This is a genomic window from Empedobacter falsenii (genome assembly GCF_013488205.1).
GTDB lineage: Bacteria > Bacteroidota > Bacteroidia > Flavobacteriales > Weeksellaceae > Empedobacter > Empedobacter falsenii_C.
Genome location: NZ_CP040908.1, coordinates 1,565,540 through 1,587,384 on the forward strand (window position 1 = coordinate 1,565,540; position 21,845 = coordinate 1,587,384).

Below are 21,845 nucleotides of genomic sequence, written 5' to 3' on the forward strand. Positions count from 1 at the left end.
TTATGGTTGCCAATGCATCAAGTTTTGACTACATTGAGTACCATTTTTAAATTCAAATACTTCTTTAGAACCAATTGTACAACTTACAGTTCCTATGTTATTGCAAGTGGCATCTACCTGTTCACATTCTTCTAAATCATTGTAAATATAGGCAGTTGCATACTCTGTAGATTCATTAGAAGATTTCCCTTCAGTGGCAAATGCAAAAGCAACAGCCATCATTCCTACCCCGATAGGTAGCGCTTTTTTTAGAAAATTTGTTTTCATTTTGTTTCATTTTAATGTGGTGACTTACTCTATTATACAGGTTTTCAGTCTTCCCCTGCGTTGCGCAACGATTTATTTTTTTAATTGGTAACGATAGATTTCATCATCAATTACAGCGAAAACAGAGTTTTGGTATATTTTAAAATCCCTAAGTTGTTGTTTAGGTTTATGATAGAGGTAAAAACTGTGGAGATAATGGTTGTTTACGAGATCATATACATCTATGATGCTTGCACTTTGGTGTTCTTCTTCAAAATTTCCCAGTCGTTTGCTGTGGATGTAGAGATAATCACCATAGGTAGCTATCGTTTCATTCACTCGAATTGTCTTTGGACCTAATCGATAGTTTTGGTCTTTTTTATAAAAAGCAACATCAAGTTCTGGTTCATTTAAAGAATCGATGCTTTTCATAACATTTTTTTCATTCATCATAGAATCAAGGATGATAATTTCATTTTTATAATAATAGACATATAAAAAAATCTGATGTTGTTCATTCCAAATGAGTAATCCATCCAAATCAAATGCTCCATTTTGTTGGCTTTTTAGAGTTGTATCGTTTATTTTTAGTTGAAATCCATCCACTGTTTTATACAATATAGCGAGTGCTGTTTGTTTAGTTTTTTGACTTGTTACAGAAAGACCAAAATGATCATCTTTTCCAGGAACATATTGATTGTAATAAGCATTATCAATAGTTTCAAGAGAAGTCGTGTAATCATATAATATTCCTTTTTCTATAATTCCTACTGTTCCATCCCCTAAGTAGAAATAAGGGGAGTTAACGTATGTTATTATTCGTTTATAAGGGAGTAGCTCATTTTTTATTTTGATCCGATTATTAGTCACATTTTGTGTATGATAATCATAAGTTCTAAGAAATAAAGGAGCATTAGGATGAGCTAAATAAGCATAGCAACTATCAATACCTGCTATATAATATCCTGTGGATTCTAGATTGAGTGTAGTTAGTTTTTCTGCAAAATGCGGAATGTATTTACGTGTAAAAGCATTATTATATTGAGATTTTTTTTCAGATAAACCGTATATAATGGTTACACTAACAACTCCGATTATTGTAAGAGTAGTTTGTTCAATTATATAGCCTCTCCATGTTTGAGAGGATTTTGCTATTCTAATGCCAATTAGAGCCAAACATACAAATACGATATTAAAAATCAAATGTTCCGTCCATCCCATCTTTTCTAAAACTCCACCACAAGAACAAGGAGTAAACGCCGTGAAATGTAGAATAATGACAATATAAGTAGTGAACATCACCATTAATAAAAGTGAAATCTGCAAGGCTAATTTTCTAGTTCGCTCAAACATCAAGAAAACTGCTGTTACAAGTTCTATAGCAATAATTCCATACGATATAGGAATCGCATAACTTGCTAATAAGGGCGATTGTCCTAACTGAGTTTGAAAAGTTTCAAAATCCATCAGTTTACTCACCGCTGCATAAATAAACAAAACAATAAATAGGTAGCAAATGAGCGTTTGTATAAACGGTGCAATTTTTCTCATCTTTTAGTATTTTAATTCATAAAAAATAACTTCCTAACATCTAACATCAGTTTCCGTTTTCATCTTCATCAATAGTTCTCATATAGGGATCTTTATCACGAGGCGGGTCGTTTTTAGAAGGAATGCTATCCTTAATATTATCTTTCAAAGAAGAAGTAATACGTTCTGAATGAATTGGGGTGTCAATTAGAATATTTTCATCTTCTATACAGCTATTGAATACAAAACACACAAGTACAATTAAATAAAAAGATTTCATAGTTTCTCATTTTTAAAGTTTGTATCGAAATTAGGTTTAGCGTAAAAAATAGGAGGTATGTCAATGCGTCAAAAACATAAAAAGCCTGTCTAATTTATAAATTCATACACTCCAAATGTTAAATGATTTGCGGTTAAAAAATGAATTTGAATATTGAAAAAGGATGTTGAGACTGGCATTAAAACTCTCACGTTAAGAAAATATTTGAATGTAACGTTAAAAAGGTTTTAGCCCGTAGGTTTTTTAAAATCTTTAGTGGAATGAGAACATTTTTAGTAGAGAGGTTTACAGCCTTGACTTTTTGGTTACTCTTTAGTCAAGTAAAAAGTGACATTAATGAAAAGGAATACCTGAGCCACACCGTGGCTCCTCCTCTTAATTTCAAATGTTTTTGTGTCAAGACTTCCCCAAAGGGCATATGAATTCATTTAAAAACAATAATAACTCATGAATAAAAATGAACATATAATTATTAATCAACTTGTAACAATTTTACCTAAGCTCCACAGGAGCTTCTCCTCTTAATCTCAAATTTTTAATTTCAAATGTTTTTGTGTCAAGACTTCCCCAAAGGGTACATGAATTCATTTAAAATAGAATTAACAAAAACATGAATAAAAATGAAAATAAGATTCTTCGACAAGTCCAGAATGACAAAATCTGTTGTTAAAAGTGGATTTGAGTATTGGAAAAAGGATGGAGAAACCGGCATTAAAACTCTCACGTTAAGAAAATGGTTGAATGTAACGTTAAAAAGTTTTTAGCCCGTAGGGTTTGTAAAAAGTTTAGTGGAGTGAAATCATTTTTAGTAGAGAGGTTTACGGCCTTGACTTTTTGGTTACTTTTTAGTCAAGTAAAAAGTGACATTAATGAAAAGGAATACCTGAGCCACACCGTGGCTCCTCCTCTTAATCTCAAATGTTGTTAAAAGTGAATTTTTTTTATTTCGTTATGTTAATGTTTTTCAATTATCATAAAAAAAACTTAATTAATAAAACATGAATATAAGAAAAAACTATTAAATTAATTTAGAATAAATTAAAATAATGAAATAGCTTTGTCAAAATTTTCAAAATGAAAAAAGTAACAATAGTACTTTCATTATTATATGCGTGCATTACTTCTGCACAAGAAAAAGATTCAATACAGACAAATACATTAGGCGAAGTAATTATCAATACTTTTATAAAAAAAGATACCGATACTTCAAATAAAATGCCGTTGAAGTTTATCGAGAATCCTCAAGTTTTTTCGAGTATTGATAAATCAGTTTTAGATCATCAAGTTATTTTTACAGTAGACGATGCTTATCGTAATGTAACTGGTTTACAAAAAATGTGGAATTCTACCGGTCGATCTGGAGATGGAGGAGCTTATGTTACTTTAAGAGGTTTTGTTTCCAACAACTCTTTACGTAACGGTTTGGTAGCCCCTGTTTCTACTACAATAGATGCTGTAAACTTAGAAAGATTAGAAGTATTGAAAGGTCCTTCTGCTACAATGTTTGGTAGTAATGTTACGTCTTATGGAGGTGTTGTAAATAGAATTACAAAAAAACCGCATGAAAATTTTGATGGATCAGTAAGTATTGCAGGTGGAAGTTATAATTACTACCGTGCATCTGCAGATATTAATGCTCCAGTTACGAATGATAATAAATTAATGTTTAGAGTCAATACAGCGTATACAAATTCTGGTACTTTTCAGAAAAAAAATAGTGGAAATGAATATTTTGCTTTTGCTCCATCATTACGTTACAAACCGAATGATCGATTAGATATCAACGTTGATCTTGAAATGTACGAAAATAATGCAATGGCTGAGCAGATGTTTTTTTACTTAGCAGGTAATCCTTCTTTAGGGATTAATAATATGAAAGATTTTGAAAGAGTTTTGGGATTAGATTACAAACAATCTTATGTTGGAGATGGTCTTAAAGCCAAATCAAAAGTCAGAAATTTATTTGGTCAAATAAATTATAAAATTAACGATCATATTAAATCATCTACGAATATTAGTAATGCTTATTCTCAATCGAATGGATTTAGCCCATATTTTTATGTTGCTCCAGAAAGTACTTATACTAAAAATCCATTAGATACAGAATTAGGCGTTATGCGTGCAGATCAATCAACAAGAGATAGTAAAAAAACAATTTTCCAATTACAACAAAATTTTAATTTCGATTATACATTTGGTAAAATGAGAAATAGAACGGTTGTTGGTTTAGATTATATGCAAACCAAAAATAATCAAATGTTTATTTCTGGTGATTTTGATTGGGTTCCGTTTAAAAATGGAAATTATTCAAACATGAATAATCATACTTTACAAGATTTTTATAATACTTCGAATTCGGTTGGTGAATATCCAATAATAGGTGAATTAAATACGTATAGTGCTTATATATCAAATGTTTTTACACCAGTACAAGGATTAAATATTTTAGCTTCTATTCGTTACGAGAATAACGATTCTAAAAGAGGTAATTTATATAATAACCCAACAGAACCATATTCACAATCAGCTTGGTCTCCAAAGTTTGGATTTGTATATGAATTTGTTCCAACTAAATTCTCTGTTTTTGGTAATTACCAAAATAGTTTCAAAAGCAATGGATATTATGCCATAGATAAAGAAAATACTCAAGTTCTTTCTGATCCTGAAAAAGGAAATCAATTTGAAGGAGGTTTTAAAATGAATATTTTTAATAATAAAATTAATGCGACCTTAAGTTATTATAATATCAATGTCAAAAATTCTTTATTATATACAGGAGAATATACTGATACTTTTCAATCTGTTCAATCACAATCAGGAAAGGTAAAAAGTGAAGGGGTAGAATTAGAGCTTAATGCTTATCTAGTGAAAGGATTTTCGCTAGTAGGAGGTTTGGCTTATAATAATGCAAAAATTGAAGAAAATCCAACAGATACTTCTTTAGAAGGAACAAGACCTACAACTGCTGGTTCTGAGTGGTTAGCAAATTTTAATGCAAGTTATCAATTCTTAGATGGTAAAATAAAAGGATTAGGATTCGGAATTGGAGCAAACTATGCGAGCAAAAATCAAGTAAATAGCACCTTTTATTTACCAGAATATTTTATCGTAAATGCAAATGCTTTTTTCGATGCGAAGAAATTTAGAATAGGTGTAAAAGTAGATAATCTAACAAATGAACATTATTGGATTGGTTATACAACAGCAAATCCACAACAGTTAGTAAATGTTTCGGGAAGTCTTACATATAAATTTTAATCAAAAATGGCTTCCAAGCAAAAATCATCAAAAAAAGTAGGAAAACTGAAAAAAATATTTGGTAAACTACATCTCTGGTTTGGGTTAATTATTGGATTAATAATTTTTGTTGTTTCAGTAACTGGGGCGTTATATGTTTTCAAAGATGAATTTGAAAATATTGCGCGTAAGGATGTTATCTATCATCAAGAAAAAGATGTAGAGAATAAGAAAGTTATCCCAATTCGTCAACTTGAAAAATTAGTTGACGAACAAACCCAAGAAAAATATCCTATTCATTGGGTAAATATACCAATGGATAAAAACATGTCTTATATGTTCTATTGGTATGAACATGATGTAAATGCTTGGAATTATTTTGATGAATTTCCTATTTATAAACAAGCTTATGTAAATCCTTATACAGGTAAAGTTTTAAGAGTTTATGATGAAAAAAATGGCTTTTTTAATATCGTAAAAATGATACATTGGAGTTTCTTATTAAAACAGAGCTGGGGAAGCTATGTGGTAGGAATTCCTGTTATTATCTTTATTTTTATGTTAATTAGCGGTATTGTATTATGGTGGCCAAAAAATAAAGCTGCTAAAAAACAACGCTTCTGGTTCAGATGGAAAAACATAAATAATTGGAAACGTAAAAATTATGATCTTCATAATATCTTAGGTTTTTATTCTTCAATTTTCGCTTTAATATTTTCTATTACTGGATTATTTTATGCTTTTTTCTTTATTCAAGCTGCTATTTATGTGATATTTTCGGGAGGCAATACAACTTATCCAGATTTTTCTCATATAAAAACAACTGCGCCAATTGAATTAAGACAAGAATCTACACTCGATAAGATTATTGAAACTGTAAAAACCAACTATCCTAACTCGTATGGTTTCTCTATTGATTTAGGACATGAACATATGGACGATCATGAACATCCAAATTTTGAAGTTTATGTTGCACATAAAAAACAAGTTTATTATAGCAGCAGTAGTTTAATTTTTGATGAAAATTCAGGAGAATTGCTACATATACATGATCCAAAAGATAAGAACTTTGGAGAGAAAGTTGTTGGAGCAAATTATGATATTCATGTTGGATCTATTTTAGGATTGCCTACAAAAATATTGGCTTTTGTTGTAAGCTTAATTTCTGCTTCTCTACCAGTAACAGGTTTTATGATATGGTGGGGAAGAAGGAAAAAAAAGAAGAAAAGTTAAGTTGTTTTTAAATAAACTTTAAGATGTCAAAGGACCTCTAATTCATTTTTTATGTGAATTTGAGGTCTTTTTTTATCAAAAGAGAATACTCATTTAGATAAATGGTTAATCAACTAACTTAAAATTCTACAGAAAATAAATGAAATTGCAAAACATTGTATTGAAGACTTAGACGATAATAAGGAATAACAAAAACCAGTTGTCATTCCGAAGTAGTGAGAACGGATGAGGCATCCTTTTTTGTTTCGTTTTTTTGGATGAGCTTCCCCGTAGGGCATATGAATACCGATAATTAAAATAGATAAGCTATGAATAATAAAATGAAAATAAAGAAAAGGAATACCTGAGCCACACCGTGGCTCCTCCTCTTAATCTCAAATGTTATTGAAAATGAATTAAAACTCCGACGATTTAGAATCGAAATGTAATTCAACTCTAAATTATTGGAATAAAAAAAGTTGGAGTGTTTGAGCGAAGCGAGTTGCCAACTTTATGAAAATAATTTAGTTAGTTGAATCATTGAGAGACTACTGTCGGCATCTTTTTTTGTTTCGTTTTTTTGGATGCGCAAAAAAATGAAAGAATAATAATGATTTAAATAGGGTTTTTAAAATCTTTAGAGAAATGAAAATATTTTTAGTAGAGAGGTTTACAGCCTTGACTTGCTTGTGCTGAGCCTGCCGAAGTATTGGTTACTTTTTAGTCTGTTCCCCGAAGGGCATATGAATACTGATAATTAAAATTTAAAATTAATGAATAAAAAAAGAACAATAAGAAAAGGAATACCTAAGCCATACTATGGGACCTCCTTCTAATTTCAAATATTTTTAATAATCTTGTTCTACGATTTCTTTGGCTAATTCAATTTTAATTCCTTTGTATTTCACGTATTTATTACATAATGTTTTAGGACAGGGGAATTGGTCTAATTCCAATTCAGTTTTAATTTAATTAGGAATGGTTTTATCATGAAATAGAAAACAATTACCCTTGTAGAAAAGAAAAATGATAAATTTAATATTGCTGCATATTCTAAACCTTGTTGCATTCCTGCACCCACACTATGATTATTTTCTTTAATTTCAATAATTCCGATTGGAATATTCGGTTTATAGTATAAAATATAGTCTGCACGTTTATTTACCACGAGCAGTAAGATTTCCACAAATATGAATGCGTGCATCTGTAAAAGTCTTTTGTTCAAAATATGGATGCATTCTATCCCATCCAGCATTTTCTTTCGCAGGAGTAATTAATTTAGTACTGATATCTTTTTCAGAAAATTGACGTTTATCCATAGTAAAAGTTTAGGAAATAAATAAACAAAATCAAATAACGAATAATATCAAAATAATAGATAAATATTTACGGAAACCATAATTGTATTAATTCATCAAAATTATGTGTCATATACGACAAAGTAGGACATTTAGAGATATTATTGTACCATAATATCAAAGAATAAGATAGAGTAGAAGTAGTAAATAAGATCTAAGCTTAGGTAATGGATGTTAATGAGATATAGATCAAGTACAATAACAGTAATTTTAATGAAATAGTTAAGGATTTTGAAACTGAATAATTTTCATCAATAAATCGAATGTCGAAGAAAAAAATCTAGAAAATAATGTAATGTACCGAAAATCCTTTAAAACAGTTAACACCGAACGAACACCGAACGAAGTACGGACAAACACCAAACAAACCTAACAGAAAATTTTTCGGTTAAGATAGAATTAAAAACCTCAATTATCATTCGATAATTGAGGTTAGGAGTTATATTACAAAGTCTTAATAGATTAGTCTTGGTAAACTAAACCTTCGTAACAGATATTGTAAATTTCTTTTAACTCTTCTAAAGTTGGTACTCGTGGATTAAATCCTGTACAAGGATCAACTAAAGCATTATTAGCAATATAATCTAAGTTTTTATCCCAATCTTCTTTTGAAATACCAAATTCTTTAATCGATCCAATATTATTCACTTCGCTTCTTAACGTTTCAATAGCTTGTGCTAATTCTTCAGCCGTTGATTTTCCAATAACTTTTGCTAAATCAGGAAAACGATCTGAAACTTTTGCGTTATAACGAATAACATTAGGTAAAAAGATGGCATTCGACATACCGTGAGGGATTCCGTATAATGCCCCAACTTGGTGAGATAATGAGTGAACAATTCCTAACCATGCATTATTAAATGCTAAACCTGCCATAAAAGATGCATCGTGCATGTTTTGACGAGCTTTGATGTTCGTAGGGTTATTCACCGCTTCTTTTAAGTTATCAAAAACAATTTCTAAACCTCCTTTCGCTAAAACATCAGCGTAGTTATTTTCAATATTCGATACATAAGCTTCTACACAATGTGTTAAAGCGTCTAATCCTGTATTTGAAGTTATGTGAGCAGGCATAGAAGCACAAATTTCTCCGTCTATAATGGCAACATCCGGTGTTAATTCGTAAGAAACGATAGGGTATTTCACACCTTTTTCACGATCTGTAATTACGGCTAAACCAGTTGTTTCTGTTCCTGTTCCACTTGTAGAAGGAATCGCAATAAATTTTGCTTTTTTTCTTAACGTAGGTACAGTAAATGGTGTTGTCATGGCATCAAAATCAGCATCAGGATGTTCGTAGAAAACCCACATCATTTTTGCAGCATCAATTGCTGAACAACCACCTAAACCAACAATCCAATCTGGTTGAAATTCACGCATAGCTTCAGCACCTTTAAAACTTGTAGCTGAAGAAGGATCTTCTTCAACCCCATCAAATACAATAGTTTCTATACCAGCTTCATTTAAATATGCAATCGCCTTATCTAAAGTTCCACTTTTACGCATAGAACTTCCTCCAGTTACAATAAATGCTTTTTTACCTTTGATATTTTTTAATTCGTCTAAAGATCCAGCGCCATGAAATACTTCACCCGCAACAAATAATTTACTCATTTTATATTTTATTTTATTCGGCAAAGTTAGCGGCTAAAATGTCTTTACTATTATACAAACAGGACTACGTGTTATACATTTGAGCCAATTCTTGTTGTAATTGTGTAGGGGTTTCGTTCAATTTTGCTTTTACAAATTTATTCAAAGCAGCAGGTGAATTAAAGCCTAAATCAAAAGCAATTTCTTTATGAGGACGATCTCCAAACATCAGCTGGCGTTTAATTTCCGTTAAGATGCGGTGATGAATGGCATCAATAGCCGTTTCTCCACAATGCTTTTTCGTAATGGTGTTTAATTTTTTAGGCGTGATGTGCAATTGATCCGCATAATACTGAACCGTACGTTGAGTTTTGTATCGCTCGTTCAAGAGTTTTTTAAAATGCACATATAATTGTTGATCGCTGCTATGAGATGTCGAAAGTAAGGCGTGTTGGCCATGTACAGATTCAATCAGCGATAATAAAAACGTTTTAATAAAAAAACGTGCTTGTTCTTTCTTGATCAAACTAGGGTGGTGATAAATATCTTGTACAATTTTTACAGTGCGTAAGCCTTCTTTAAATGGTTCTTCTTCTAAAATTGTGCAATTCAATTGGGTGGATAAATTGACATTGTATACGCTAAGTTCATTCTTAAGAATATCCGAACAAAAAAGCACTTCATCAAAAAGTATAAGTTTTCCTTTTATTTGTTCAGATTGAACTTGTATTAAACTGGCCTGATGAGGGAAAATAACAGCTACTTTATGAGGACGAAGAATATGTTTATTTTCTTCAACTTGTAAAGCCAGAATGCCTTCTTCAACCATCAAGACACAAAAGTGTGTATTTTGATGAGGTATGGTATAGGGGGCTAAAGTAGCGGATGTAAAATCGAATACACGAAAAGATAAATTTTCGTCTTCTCTTTTTTGATTAAAATCTTTTAGGTGATACTGCTTCATTTCGTTTTCTTCATTCGATTTCGTTACAAAATTAGAATAAAACTATAGGATATCGAATTAAATTTGTAAATTTTCAGCGAAAAGTGGATACGAATTTTGATAACGCAGCCAATGCTTCACATACTCAATAAAATAAGATATACTTATTGCGACGAGGGTTACCTGGTAAGCGGTGTAAGAAAAGCTTTCGAGAAACTTCTTTAATCAAAAAAATCTAAAAACTAAATGCTAGAGAATCTCACATTTTACCTGATCCTAGTAATCATCACCGTTTTGCTGGTGATGCTTGCCAAAAAAATAAAAGTTGCATATCCGGTTTTGCTGGTCCTGGCCGGTCTGGGCATCAGTTTTATTCCCGGCACGCCTAAAATTCATATAGAACCTGAACTAATATTTTTTATATTCCTGCCGCCACTTTTGTATGAAGCTGCCTGGGCGACTTCTTGGAAAGAATTATGGCGCTGGCGCAGGATTGTGGTCAGTTTTGCTTTCGTGGTAGTGTTTATTACCTCTTTGGTTGTAGCTTTTGTCGCCAATCATTTTATTCCTGGATTTTCGCTGGCACTGGGTTTTCTATTGGGGGGAATAGTTTCGCCGCCGGATGCCGTGAGTGCCGGAGCGATTTTGAAATTTGTAAAAATCCCGAAACGGTATTCTTCCATTCTTGAAGGTGAAAGTTTGCTGAACGATGCTTCATCATTGATTATTTTTCGCTTTGCAATGATTGCCGTTGCGACGGGACAATTCATCTGGCACGAAGTTGCCCTTAGTTTTCTGTGGATGTGTATCGGGGGTGCTGGAATCGGAATCCTTATAGGAATTTTCTTTATGAAGATGCACCGCTTGTTGCCAACTGATGCCAATATCGATATTGTACTCACAGTCGTAACGCCGTTCCTCATGTATCTTGTGGCGGAAGAGCTTCACGCTTCCGGTGTTTTGGCTGTAGTTTGTGGTGGTTTGTTGCTTTACAACAGAAGTCATTCTTTTCTGGCTACTTCATCGCGTTTAGGGACGCTAAATGTTTGGAGCAGTTTGGTTTTTTTGCTGAATGGTATTGTTTTTATGATGATCGGGCTCGATCTACCACAGATTGTTTCAGGGCTTGAAACAGATTTGTTCACAGCATTTGGTTATGGCGTTTTGATTACAGTTATTCTGGTTATAACAAGAATCGTTGCGGCTTATGGTGCCGTATTCACCACGATGATTATGCGTAATTTCATCACTGTTGCCGACCGACAAAATCCAGGCTGGAAAGTGCCTGCTTTAATCGGTTGGACGGGAATGCGCGGCGTGGTTTCACTGGCTGCCGCACTTTCAATTCCGCTGACTTTGCATGATGGAACACCCTTTCCGCACAGGAACTTGATTTTATTTATCACTTTCGTGGTCATCCTGCTTACTTTGTTGGTTCAGGGTTTGACGCTGCCTTTTCTCATCACAAAATTCAAAATTCAGGATCCTGATTTTACCCGCTCTGAAAAGGAAATCGATAATGAAATCCGGAACGAACTTGCAAAAATAGGAGTGAAAAGAATCCAGGATACCCATTTCGAAAAACTTGAAAAATTCCCGGCGATAAAGGATCAGTTACAAATCTGGGAAAATCGTGTCAACAGTTCGGAAGTCATTCTGAATTTTCCAGAATACCGTGAAGTTTACTTGGATATCATAAACCATCAGCGCGAATGGCTGATCTCCAAAAACCGTGAGGAACTTCTTCTTGACGAAGAAATTGTACGTAAACATTTAAAAATGCTCGATTTACAGGAAGAAAAACTGGGAATGCATTAATTTTTAAAAACAAAACACTTTGTTGACGTGGAGAGTTATTCTTTTGTACTAAAAGATATTACACGTGAATTTTCTTAAAGGAGGTTTTGTTCAATCGTATTTATAAGACAATTATCAAATGGATCAAATACACGGAAGACCCAATCATCCACAAACACAAGGAAAAATTGAACACTATTACAGAACCATCAAAAATGGTAAAACTTGATAATTACTTCGCTCCAGAAGAATTAAAAGCAGCTTTAGAAAATCTGTTTATCGTTACAATAATCAACGTTATCATGAGGCTTTGAATAACCATACTCCTTTGGATGTTTATTTTGGTAGTGCAGATAAAATTTTGGAACAAAGAGCAAGTATTAAACAACAAACAATTACAAAAAGAAGGAAGTTGTATTTTCAAGAAAAAATAATAAATTTATAAACCAAACACTCTCTTAATTTTTAGGAAGAAGTATCCCATTTATTTTGATAACGTACATTTTTTAAAAGTGTATAAAATCCATTAAGGAGAAATAAGAATATTTAAAAGGACTTTATTTCGTCCAAAATACCAATTTTCACTCAAATTTTTCAACTGATTTTATTAAAAATACAAATAAGGTACAAATATTTGATACAAATAACTATAATAAACCTATAACATATTTATTCTTTTGTATACTTTGAAATATTAAAAAAACCTCTTAAAACATTGATTTTAGGAGGTTTTTTAATATATTTATACTATGTTAGTATTGATGAGGTTACTTTCCGATACAGAAAGTGTAAATCCCTTTATTCATCAATAGTGTAGGGGAGTGTGGTGTAGTATTAGTGTAGTGATTTTTGTGAATAAATTAACATAAAATACTAATTCTTGCTAACTTTTTTCATATCAATAGTAAATTATTTTAATAAATCTAATAAAAAAAATTAGTATTTTAAGTGAAATAATCTCTAATTGTTTTTTTTAAAACAAATTTATTTTAGTGGAACTGTTAGTTTATGTGATTTTTTCTAAAGTACAATTGTCTTTAACCTCAAAGAACAACATATAATCTAATAATTTCTTTACTAAAAATATGACCTCAATCATAAATATAAGCAATAGATGCAGCTAATTTCGTTCATGTTAATTCATACATTATGAAAAAGTTGAAAAAATATCTAACAAAAACTTATAATGAAATTCCAAAACAAAGAGGAGGAGGCTTTCATGATACAGAAAGTAATAGATATTTCAATGATGATGGATTAATTGATGATTGTTACCAAATACTAAGATGTAGATTTCTTTCTATAAATAATTGGAAACATTTCTGTGGTGAATTTTCTGCTGATTTTAGATTGTTTGACCAAAGTGGAGCTCATGTTAATCGTTTACCAATTGTTGGAGATTTTATACGAATTGATATACCAGGACCAGGAACTTTTGGTGAAAATGGATTTGATTGGGTAAAAATAGTATCAATTTGCGAGCAAAAATCTATTGATGACAATCAAGCAAGTTTGTCTTTTATTTGTTCCCCATCTAGTTCTCCAAATAAAAAAAACAGCAAATTAATTGCTCATTTTTATAGTAAAAAGTCGACCTCAACTTTTCGAATAAGTAAAGATAATAATTTAATCAAAATAGGAGTATATGGTCGAAATGAATACCCTAACTTAAGTCATACAAACTTAATCAATTTTTTTAGAAACTTCATTATTGCTTTAGGAGGAATGTTTGGAATAGCTAAATTAGAATGGAAATGTTTATGTGAAGGCTTAATTAACTTTTAAATTAAAACTGAGATGAGAAATACATTTGTGTTGATAGCAACCATTCTAATAATTTTTTGGGGATTAATATATTTTGGATTAGGTATAAGCTATCATGGAATTGTGCATTTTCTATTATTTATGGCTTTTATTTCCTTAGTATTACGACTCCTTATTGGAAAGAAACAAGGTTAAATTAATTACTTTTACATATCACACTTATTAATGTTTTATTCTTTTTTAATACCCGCTAAATATTGCGGGTATTTTTTTTAATGTATTGATTTTAAGAATTGAAAACGTTTTTATACTATTATGATTTGAGTCATAATATCACAATCTTTATGTGAATAATTTAGCCATAGAAAGAAATCTAATTAGTATTTCAATAAAAGTTAAATCCAATTTATGTCATAATAAATACTAGTCAATTTGTGTCATAAATTACAAAACTACAATTATGAAAAGAAGTAATTCAAACAACCACAATTCGCACAGTAATTCAAACAATGCTAAATCAACCTTAGAAGAAATTTATCAGCTGGGTTATGATCATGGTTTTAATGATGCATCACAAGATGAAGATTATGATGATGATTTTTCTGATTATGAAGAAGACTATGATGATTTTATAAGCGGTTATCAAGATGATGACTATGACGATGATGACTATGACGATGATGATTACGACGACGAAGATTATGATGATGAAGATGATCAGGATAATAGAAGAGGAAATAGAAGAAGTACGCCACAGCGAGATAGTATGGGTAGATTTGTTTCTTCTAATAATCGATCTTCTGGTCGTGGTAACCGTTCTTCATCATCACGATCTAATAACCGAAGATCTACTTCTAACTCTTCTTCTAATTCTCGAAGCAATTCATCAAGAAGTGGGAATAGCAGAAATTCAGGAAGTGGATCGGGAACTTCAAAAAGAGGATTTGCTTCAATGAGCAAAGCAGAACGTACGCGTATTGCGCGTATGGGAGGTAGAGCATCTCATGGAGGTGGACGATCTTCTAATCAACGCGGGCGTTCTTCAAATTCAAGCCGTTCAGGTTTTGGAGGTAGAAGAAATGGTTAATTGTTTTATATTGCCTCTTTTAGGAGGGGCAATTTTTATTAAAAAAAATGAATAATTATGGCAAAGAAAGAGTCTCATCAAATTGATTCAATGGATAAATCAATCGAAAATATTGATGATAAAATGAAAAAATCAGAATTGCATAAATTCTTTATTTCTGCACTTAAAGATATATACTATGCTGAACATGCATTAATTGATGGATTGGAAAAAATGCAAAAATCTGCTACAACAGAAGAGCTTCAAGATGCTTTTGAGGATCATCAATTACAAACCAAAAAGCATATCAGCCGATTAGAAAAAGTTTTTACTTTACTCGATGAAAAAGCAGATAAAAAAGAATGTGAAGCAATAAAAGGATTAATAAAAGAGGCAGAAGAGATTATAAAATCCACTAAAGACGGATCGATGACGCGTGACGCGGCTTTGATTATTGCTGCTCAAAAAATTGAACATTATGAAATTGCAACGTATGGAGGACTTGTGCAGTTAGCTTTGACAATGGAACATGAAAAGGTTGCTGATTTACTTGAAAAAACATTGTCTGAAGAAGAAGAAACGGATGATAATCTTACTGAAATTGCTGAAACTTTAATCAATTTTGAAGCGGAAGAAGAAAATTAGTTCTGTGATTAGATCTCTTATTAATATTTATTCATAATAATTATTAATAAGAGATCTTTTTATTTGAAAAGGATTGTACTGATAAAGTTTAACATACTCATTTATCCTATGGTATACTTATTGATTCTTTTTAAAACGATTTACTGCCTCTATTACTATATTTTAAAAACAAACCACAAAAGATTAATACTATGCTTATTGATGAAAAATTATTGTATCAGTTTGGTGCTGAAAGAGTCTATTTTAAGAATGGAGAGACTGTATTTACGGAAGGTGCTCATCCTTCTTTCTATTATCAGATTATTGTAGGAAAAGTTAAAGTTAATCATTTTAATGAAGAAGGAAAAGAATCTATACAAAACATTCTATTACCAGGAAATAGCGTAGGAGAATGTTTCTTGTTTTTAGAAAGATTGTACCCGATGAACGCTCAAGTTATAGAAGATACCGTATTTTTAAGATTAAGTAAAACTAATTTTTTAGAATTATTGGAATCTAATCCTTGCTTATACATAAATCTTAGTCGTTGTATGTCAGAGAAATTGCATTATAAGTTTCTTATGATGCAAAATAACTCCATTAATAACCCCATTATTAGAATGAAAGGATTATTGGATTATTTGAAAAATAATGCTATAGAATCAACAGTGCCTTTTTCTTTTAAAATAGATTTAACACGACAGCAATTAGCTGGTATAACAGGAATGTGTGTAGAAACTGTAATTCGAACGGTCAAGTTAATGGAATCTCAGAATATGTTAAGGTTACAAAAGGGAAAAATACTGTATTAAAAAGAATTTGTTAAACTCCTAAAAACAACTATTATGTTCCCACAATTTAAAGAATTTTTTTTATCTAGCCTGCATATTTTCGCTTATATAATAATGCTTATAGGAGGATGGGTATTTTTATTTTTTTGGCTCAAAAAAAGAAAAAAGAGAAGAAATAGTAGAAAATAATTTAATTATTTTTATTAGCCCATTATTATTTGTATACAATTAATAATGGGCTAATGTTATTTATAAATCTCTGTGTATCAATGTTATTAACTCTTGTTCTTTTTTTACTTTATTGTAAGAAAATTTTGAATAAAAATGAATTAACATTTTTTTTGTTAGACAGATTTCTCCATGTGAATAATTATTCTTGTCAAGAAATTTGATTACTGATGTTTTGTAGTCAGTAATTATATTTTCAAAAAAATCTTTTTTTTGTTTACATAAAGTAGTTTGACTAATTTTCTCAAGTGATTTAATAATAAATGGGGGATCAAGAATCAAATGTGCAGTTGTAGTTCCAAAAATAAATTCATGAATTAAACATAAAAATTCATGTTCTGAATGAGTATTATCTGATTTTTTCATATTTCTTTAGCCGTTTATGATTTCTCCACCATTTGGATGGATTACTTGTCCCGTAATAAATCGAGCATCTTCTGAAGCTAAAAATAAAAAAGCAGGTGCAATTTCATTTGGCATAGCAGCTCTTTCCATAGGTTTGTCACTTCCAAATGTTGCAATTTTTTCAGGTTCAAAAGAAGATACAATAAGAGGTGTCCAAACAGGACCAGGTGCAACAGCATTTACTCTAATTTCTTTTTTTACTAAATTAGCAGATAAGCTTCTTGTAAATGAAACGATAGCTCCTTTGCTGGCAGCATAATCAATTAATTTTGGACTTCCCCTATAAGCAGTAACTGAAGTAGTATTGATGATGGTGCTTCCTTTTTGCATATAAGGTAAAGTGTATTTTGTCATCCAGAAATATGAGAATACATTGTTTTTAAATGTTTTTTCTAGCTGCTTCGTTGAAATTTCTTCTAATGTTTCACATTCCCAATGTAAAGCTGCATTATTAATTAAGATATCAATTTTATGAAATGATTCAATAGTTTTTTCAACTGCAATTTTACAATTTTTCTCAATAGACAAATCGCCTTTTATTATTTTACAATTGACATTAAATTTCTCAATTTCTTTTTTAGTCGATAACGCCTCTTCTTTTTCATTTAAATATGCAATTGCGATATCTGCACCTTCTTTAGCGAAAAGTAAAGCTGTAGCTTTTCCAATCCCACTATCTCCACCTGTTATTAAGGCTGTTTTTCCAGCCAATTTTCCTTCTTGCGGATATATAATTGGATATGTCTCGGGAATTGGTTGCATTTTTTTTTCTTTTCCTGGTCTGGTTTGTTGTTGATTTGCTTGTTGTAATTTTTTCATTTTTATTAGTTTTAATGTTTATAAAAAATATTCACTTATAATTATCTATTCCAAGTTTTCTGATTGATAAATGTTGAATCATAATAAATTTATGAAACAATTTTTCGCTCATACATTTACAAATATTACCATACAAATGAGGATGTTTTTCTAAAAGATTATGAAAACTTACTTTCTCTAATTTTAATATGTCACAATCTACCATTGCCTGAATTGTAATAGTATATAGATCTTCCGAAAATAGAAATGACTCACCTAAACTTTGTCCTTTAGAAAGCTGAGTTTCTAAAACTATTTTTTCGTGTTGATAATTTTTTCTCTTTACTTTTCCACTTTGTATTTGTAGATAAAATTTTGCTGTTATGCCTTTTTTAATAATAAATTCTCCTGGTTTGTAGGTTTGCTGAGTTGCACCAAATTCAAATAATAAATCTTTGTCTATTAACATATCCTAAGTTTTTAAAGTAGTTTTAACCAATCTACTTTGATTTTTTAGTTCTATTTATGAGTACAATCATAACCTTATCAGTTTTCTACTTCTAATTTTGACACACAATATGATGAGTCGATTGTCATTGTGTATTGTTTAATCACAAAAAGATATTTTATGAAAACTATTGCAGTCATTACATTCTTATTCGTTTTATCAGCTATTAGCTGTAAACCAAGAAATGAAGTGTTACCGAATCAGAAAGATTCTATTATTACACATGATAGTATATTATCAGGTGAGTATCCAATGTCTCCTGACTCTGCTGATACTATACTTCCAGTCGATAGCACATCTTACGATGTCGACTCTATTAAGAGAAGTCGATAAAATATCTATTTGTGTTAGGAGAATTCCTATAAATATTAGGAATTCTCTTTTTTATTAAAGAGATCAATTCTGTATTGGATCTCAATATTTAAATTTTAATACTTCGATTATGGAAGGTGGATCATTACTACAAGAAAATGGAGTTCAAATTACCATTTTTTTAATATTTGCAATTGTCTTTTCAGGCTTGCTTATCATTATTTTTAGACTTTTAGGAATTTATGGTACTCTAATAAAACGAAAACAAGCACAAGAACTTGAAAAAAAATTAGAAAGCCTTTCTAAAGAAGAACGTTTAGTTTATAACCAAAAAGAAAATTTCTTAAAATTAAATCTTACATCACATAACCTTTCAGAGAATTACATTGTTTCGGATGAAAATGGTATTGTAAGAAATATTAATATAGTGGAAGAGCTGAGAGTTTTTCCTGTTAAAAGAAGAACTTCAAGTTTTCAAAGATACATAACAAATGATTTAAGCAAACTCATCTTATATTTTTTAGGTACAGCTACTTTTTGGTTGATTATTGGAACAACATTTGGCCTTTATTTAGGAATTAAATTTGTTGTACCAGATTTAGATCACGTAAGCTGGCTTAGTTTTGGACGAATGAGGCCTTCACATACAAATTCCGTTTTTTGGGGATGGGCATCTTTGGCCATGCTTGGTTTTGCTTACTATGTAATACCAAGAGTAAGCAATATCGAAAATTTTAATTTAAAGCTTGGTTATCTTTCTCTCGTTTTAGTTAATATGGCTGTTTTAGTTGGGACTATATTTTTACTTGCCGGAATTAATAATGGTGGTGGGGAATATAGGGAATATATATGGCCAGTCATGTCCGCTTTCGCTTTAGGAGTAGCAGTTTCTTTGTACAATTTTTTTAGACCAATTGCTAAGCGCAAAACAAAAGAAATTTATATATCAAATTGGTATATTGTTTCAGGAACAATGTTTATTGTTGTCGTTCTTATAGTTTGTTATTTACCTTTTTGGCAAAATGGAATGGGAGAAACTATAATGCAGGGTTATTATATGCATCAAGCAATTGGGATGTGGTTTATGATGATTAATTTGGGATTGATGTACTATTTTCTTCCACAACAACTCAATAAACCTATTTATTCGTATAGTTTAGGAATTCTAGCATTCTGGACACACACCTTATTTTACACATTGATAGGAACACACCATTTTATTTTTAGTGCTATACCTTGGAGTCTCCAAACAACTGCAATAGTCGCAAGTGCTGGAATGTTAATCCCTGTAGCTGCAGGTACAGCAAATTTTTTATTAACATTTAATGGAGCTTGGTATCAATTGAAAACTAGTTACACTTTGCCTTTCTATTTTATGTCGATTATTTTTTATTTTACAGGGTCTTTTCAAGGAACAGTAGAAGCGTTTCGATTCACCAATTTATTATGGCATTTTACAGATTTTACTGTTGCTCATTCTCATTTAACAATGTATGGCATTATCACGTTTATGCTGTGGGGGTTTTGCTATACGTTAGTACCAAGATTAACAGGTAAAGAGCCTCCAAAATTATTAGTTGGTATACACTTTTGGTTGGCTTTGATTGGATTATTATTCTATGTTATTGCACTCATGATTGGCGGAACAGGTACAGGACAACTATGGATGGATAAAAAACCTTTTATTCAAGGAGTCATCAATATGGGACCTTATTGGCTCTGGCGAGCAATAGGAGGTACTATGATGTGGTTTTCTCATTTAATCTTTGCTTATAATTTTTATAGGATGATAAAAAAAGGAGAAAACACTACAATTCCAGTAACTCCTTCTGAAATATTAGCGGCGAAGAAACAGCATAGTGAAAAAGAGTTTAATCTTTAAATAAATTTATATGTCATTTTTTAATAATCATAAAACTCTTTTTGGGGCAGCCCTTGGTCTTTTTCTCTTCTTGACTACATATATTGCAATTATTCCTGCCTTAGAAAATCAAAAAATAAATCAGCCATTACCACGACAATCAAAAGAACTCTCTGCAGATGAACAAGCGGGAAAAATGGTTTATATCGAGAATGGATGTGTTGCTTGCCATACTCAGCAAGTACGCAATGTAGAAATGGATAATGTATTTGGAAAACGTCCAAGTATACCTGCAGATTATGCGATTAATAAGCGATTAGATCTTTGGAGAAATACAGCCAATTTAATGGGAACAGAACGCACAGGACCAGATTTAACAAATGTGGGAGAAAGACAACCTAGCGATGATTGGCATTTGATTCACTTATATCAACCTCGCGCAGCTGTTGCACAATCTATTATGCCTGCTTATCCTTTTCTTTTTATCGAACGTGATTTTCTACATAAGGATGATGTTGAAGTAAAAGTTCCTGAGAAATTTGTTAAACGTAATAAAAAGATAGTTGCGAGTAAAAAAGCTTTACAATTAGTTGCTTATTTAAAATCTTTAAAACAAACTGAATTTACAGACGATAGTAGTGTACCTGATTTTTTATACAAAAAGAAGATAAAAAGTAACAATGGAAGTGAAACGATGTCCAATTTACCAAATGGAGAGGAATTATATACGGCTAATTGTGCTACTTGTCATCAAGCAAATGGTGAAGGAGTTCCTGGAGCATTTCCTCCTTTAAAAAATAGTCCTGTAGTTACAGGAGGAGCTTTAGAATTATATGTTACTATAATTATGAAAGGATATGATCCCCGTCCTGAATATGCAACTATGCCAGCAGTGGGGGAGAATGCAGGTTTTACAGCAGAAGATGTAGCAGCTATAATAAATCACGAACGTTCAAGTTGGGGAAATAAGGCAAAAAAAATTACTGCTGAAGAAGTACAAGTCATCTTAGATAAAATAAAATAATATGAATAAAAGAGCTAAAAATAATATGTGCTTTGTAAGTATATTCCTAACATCAGCTTTGTTTGCATGTGATGCATGTCAATTGCAACAACCAAAAATCACACAGAATTTTACACATGGAACAGGTCCTCAAAGCGATTGGGATTGGTTTATTGTAGTAATTGTTATTCTAATTACATTATGGACTTTTATTCTATCCCTAAAATATTTATTTAAACCAGGAGAAAAAGAAAGTGGACACATAAAAAATTTATTTTATTCAGATTAA

The 21,845-nt window shown here is 31.1% G+C and carries 18 protein-coding genes and 1 pseudogene; 10 read left to right on the top strand and 9 right to left on the bottom strand.

All coding sequences use genetic code 11. From position 1 onward, the window contains the following. From FH779_RS07295 to FH779_RS07305, 3 genes are all read right to left on the bottom strand, one after another. The gene (locus FH779_RS07295) at positions 1–267 is read right to left on the bottom strand and encodes a DUF6520 family protein (protein ID WP_180906584.1); all 267 of its coding nucleotides are present in this window, start codon (positions 265–267) and stop codon (positions 1–3) included. A gap of 72 nt (positions 268–339) precedes the next feature. Next, on the bottom strand, positions 340–1,797 hold the full coding sequence (locus tag FH779_RS07300; RefSeq protein ID WP_180906585.1) for a DoxX family protein: 1,458 nt from the start codon (positions 1,795–1,797) through the stop codon (positions 340–342). A 46-nt stretch (positions 1,798–1,843) separates the two neighbouring features. After that, positions 1,844–2,056: a hypothetical protein gene (locus tag FH779_RS07305; protein ID WP_180906586.1), complete on the bottom strand. Its 213-nt coding sequence runs from the start codon at positions 2,054–2,056 to the stop codon at positions 1,844–1,846. A gap of 1,074 nt (positions 2,057–3,130) precedes the next feature. Between FH779_RS07305 and FH779_RS07310 the strand changes: the two genes are divergently transcribed. Both FH779_RS07310 and FH779_RS07315 read left to right on the top strand, forming a co-directional pair. Beyond that, a complete protein-coding gene (locus tag FH779_RS07310; RefSeq protein WP_180906587.1) occupies positions 3,131–5,314 on the top strand; it encodes a TonB-dependent siderophore receptor in 2,184 nt (727 codons plus the stop codon). A 6-nt stretch (positions 5,315–5,320) separates the two neighbouring features. Beyond that, a complete protein-coding gene (locus tag FH779_RS07315; RefSeq protein ID WP_038330304.1) occupies positions 5,321–6,526 on the top strand; it encodes a PepSY-associated TM helix domain-containing protein in 1,206 nt (401 codons plus the stop codon). 830 nt (positions 6,527–7,356) lie between these two features. Here the strand turns inward: FH779_RS07315 and FH779_RS17745 are convergent. The 3 genes and pseudogenes from FH779_RS17745 to FH779_RS07335 all read right to left on the bottom strand — a co-directional run. Continuing rightward, positions 7,357–7,824 (bottom strand): annotated as a pseudogene (locus FH779_RS17745) (type I restriction endonuclease subunit R); the annotation flags it as partial. Positions 7,825–8,325: 501 nt separating this feature from the next. Beyond that, positions 8,326–9,477 carry an iron-containing alcohol dehydrogenase gene (locus tag FH779_RS07330; protein ID WP_038330306.1) on the bottom strand — a complete coding sequence of 384 codons (1,152 nt, stop codon included), beginning with the start codon at positions 9,475–9,477 and terminating at the stop codon, positions 8,326–8,328. Between the two features lie 64 nt (positions 9,478–9,541). Continuing rightward, entirely contained in the window at positions 9,542–10,420 is an 879-nt protein-coding gene (locus tag FH779_RS07335) for a helix-turn-helix domain-containing protein (RefSeq protein ID WP_038330308.1), read from the bottom strand. Between the two features lie 225 nt (positions 10,421–10,645). On the opposite strand from FH779_RS07335, the gene FH779_RS07340 reads away from it, so the two are divergent. From FH779_RS07340 to FH779_RS07360, 5 genes are all read left to right on the top strand, one after another. Continuing rightward, positions 10,646–12,217, top strand: a complete 1,572-nt coding sequence (locus FH779_RS07340) for a Na+/H+ antiporter (protein WP_180906588.1) — start codon at positions 10,646–10,648, stop codon at positions 12,215–12,217. Between the two features lie 1,128 nt (positions 12,218–13,345). After that, the gene (locus FH779_RS07345) at positions 13,346–13,981 is read left to right on the top strand and encodes a hypothetical protein (RefSeq protein ID WP_052217408.1); all 636 of its coding nucleotides are present in this window, start codon (positions 13,346–13,348) and stop codon (positions 13,979–13,981) included. Between the two features lie 439 nt (positions 13,982–14,420). Beyond that, positions 14,421–15,047 carry a KGG domain-containing protein gene (locus FH779_RS07350; protein ID WP_115000521.1) on the top strand — a complete coding sequence of 209 codons (627 nt, stop codon included), beginning with the start codon at positions 14,421–14,423 and terminating at the stop codon, positions 15,045–15,047. A gap of 57 nt (positions 15,048–15,104) precedes the next feature. Continuing rightward, positions 15,105–15,671, top strand: coding sequence for a YciE/YciF ferroxidase family protein (locus FH779_RS07355; RefSeq protein ID WP_052217411.1), 567 nt, complete (start codon positions 15,105–15,107; stop codon positions 15,669–15,671). 191 nt (positions 15,672–15,862) lie between these two features. Next, positions 15,863–16,462 (top strand): Crp/Fnr family transcriptional regulator, encoded by a 600-nt coding sequence (locus tag FH779_RS07360; RefSeq protein WP_038330314.1) that lies wholly within the window; start codon positions 15,863–15,865, stop codon positions 16,460–16,462. A gap of 228 nt (positions 16,463–16,690) precedes the next feature. Here FH779_RS07360 and FH779_RS07365 read toward each other — a convergent pair whose 3' ends face one another. From FH779_RS07365 to FH779_RS07375, 3 genes are read right to left on the bottom strand one after another with little or no spacing between them, the layout of a single operon-like run. Beyond that, the gene (locus FH779_RS07365; protein WP_038330316.1) at positions 16,691–17,035 is read right to left on the bottom strand and encodes a hypothetical protein; all 345 of its coding nucleotides are present in this window, start codon (positions 17,033–17,035) and stop codon (positions 16,691–16,693) included. Positions 17,036–17,041: 6 nt separating this feature from the next. Beyond that, positions 17,042–17,893: an SDR family oxidoreductase gene (locus FH779_RS07370; protein ID WP_038330317.1), complete on the bottom strand. Its 852-nt coding sequence runs from the start codon at positions 17,891–17,893 to the stop codon at positions 17,042–17,044. A gap of 31 nt (positions 17,894–17,924) precedes the next feature. Then, the gene (locus FH779_RS07375; protein WP_038330319.1) at positions 17,925–18,341 is read right to left on the bottom strand and encodes a Crp/Fnr family transcriptional regulator; all 417 of its coding nucleotides are present in this window, start codon (positions 18,339–18,341) and stop codon (positions 17,925–17,927) included. A gap of 481 nt (positions 18,342–18,822) precedes the next feature. On the opposite strand from FH779_RS07375, the gene FH779_RS07380 reads away from it, so the two are divergent. The 3 genes from FH779_RS07380 to FH779_RS07390 are packed head-to-tail and all read left to right on the top strand — an operon-like array spanning position 18,823 to position 21,845. After that, complete coding sequence (locus tag FH779_RS07380) at positions 18,823–20,574, top strand: cbb3-type cytochrome c oxidase subunit I (protein WP_038330321.1); 1,752 nt, start codon at positions 18,823–18,825, stop codon at positions 20,572–20,574. Positions 20,575–20,584: 10 nt separating this feature from the next. Then, positions 20,585–21,577, top strand: a complete 993-nt coding sequence (locus tag FH779_RS07385; protein ID WP_038330323.1) for a cbb3-type cytochrome c oxidase subunit II — start codon at positions 20,585–20,587, stop codon at positions 21,575–21,577. 1 nt (position 21,578) lies between these two features. Continuing rightward, positions 21,579–21,845, top strand: coding sequence for a hypothetical protein (locus FH779_RS07390; protein WP_038330325.1), 267 nt, complete (start codon positions 21,579–21,581; stop codon positions 21,843–21,845).

Coding starts and splice junctions, on each gene's coding strand:
- FH779_RS07295 (WP_180906584.1), bottom strand. CDS start 267: ATGAAAACAAATTTTCTAAAAAAAGCGCTACCTATCGGGGTAGGAATG.
- FH779_RS07300 (WP_180906585.1), bottom strand. CDS start 1,797: ATGAGAAAAATTGCACCGTTTATACAAACGCTCATTTGCTACCTATTT.
- FH779_RS07305 (WP_180906586.1), bottom strand. CDS start 2,056: ATGAAATCTTTTTATTTAATTGTACTTGTGTGTTTTGTATTCAATAGC.
- FH779_RS07310 (WP_180906587.1), top strand. CDS start 3,131: ATGAAAAAAGTAACAATAGTACTTTCATTATTATATGCGTGCATTACT.
- FH779_RS07315 (WP_038330304.1), top strand. CDS start 5,321: ATGGCTTCCAAGCAAAAATCATCAAAAAAAGTAGGAAAACTGAAAAAA.
- FH779_RS07330 (WP_038330306.1), bottom strand. CDS start 9,477: ATGAGTAAATTATTTGTTGCGGGTGAAGTATTTCATGGCGCTGGATCT.
- FH779_RS07335 (WP_038330308.1), bottom strand. CDS start 10,420: ATGAAGCAGTATCACCTAAAAGATTTTAATCAAAAAAGAGAAGACGAA.
- FH779_RS07340 (WP_180906588.1), top strand. CDS start 10,646: ATGCTAGAGAATCTCACATTTTACCTGATCCTAGTAATCATCACCGTT.
- FH779_RS07345 (WP_052217408.1), top strand. CDS start 13,346: ATGAAAAAGTTGAAAAAATATCTAACAAAAACTTATAATGAAATTCCA.
- FH779_RS07350 (WP_115000521.1), top strand. CDS start 14,421: ATGAAAAGAAGTAATTCAAACAACCACAATTCGCACAGTAATTCAAAC.
- FH779_RS07355 (WP_052217411.1), top strand. CDS start 15,105: ATGGCAAAGAAAGAGTCTCATCAAATTGATTCAATGGATAAATCAATC.
- FH779_RS07360 (WP_038330314.1), top strand. CDS start 15,863: ATGCTTATTGATGAAAAATTATTGTATCAGTTTGGTGCTGAAAGAGTC.
- FH779_RS07365 (WP_038330316.1), bottom strand. CDS start 17,035: ATGAAAAAATCAGATAATACTCATTCAGAACATGAATTTTTATGTTTA.
- FH779_RS07370 (WP_038330317.1), bottom strand. CDS start 17,893: ATGAAAAAATTACAACAAGCAAATCAACAACAAACCAGACCAGGAAAA.
- FH779_RS07375 (WP_038330319.1), bottom strand. CDS start 18,341: ATGTTAATAGACAAAGATTTATTATTTGAATTTGGTGCAACTCAGCAA.
- FH779_RS07380 (WP_038330321.1), top strand. CDS start 18,823: ATGGAAGGTGGATCATTACTACAAGAAAATGGAGTTCAAATTACCATT.
- FH779_RS07385 (WP_038330323.1), top strand. CDS start 20,585: ATGTCATTTTTTAATAATCATAAAACTCTTTTTGGGGCAGCCCTTGGT.
- FH779_RS07390 (WP_038330325.1), top strand. CDS start 21,579: ATGAATAAAAGAGCTAAAAATAATATGTGCTTTGTAAGTATATTCCTA.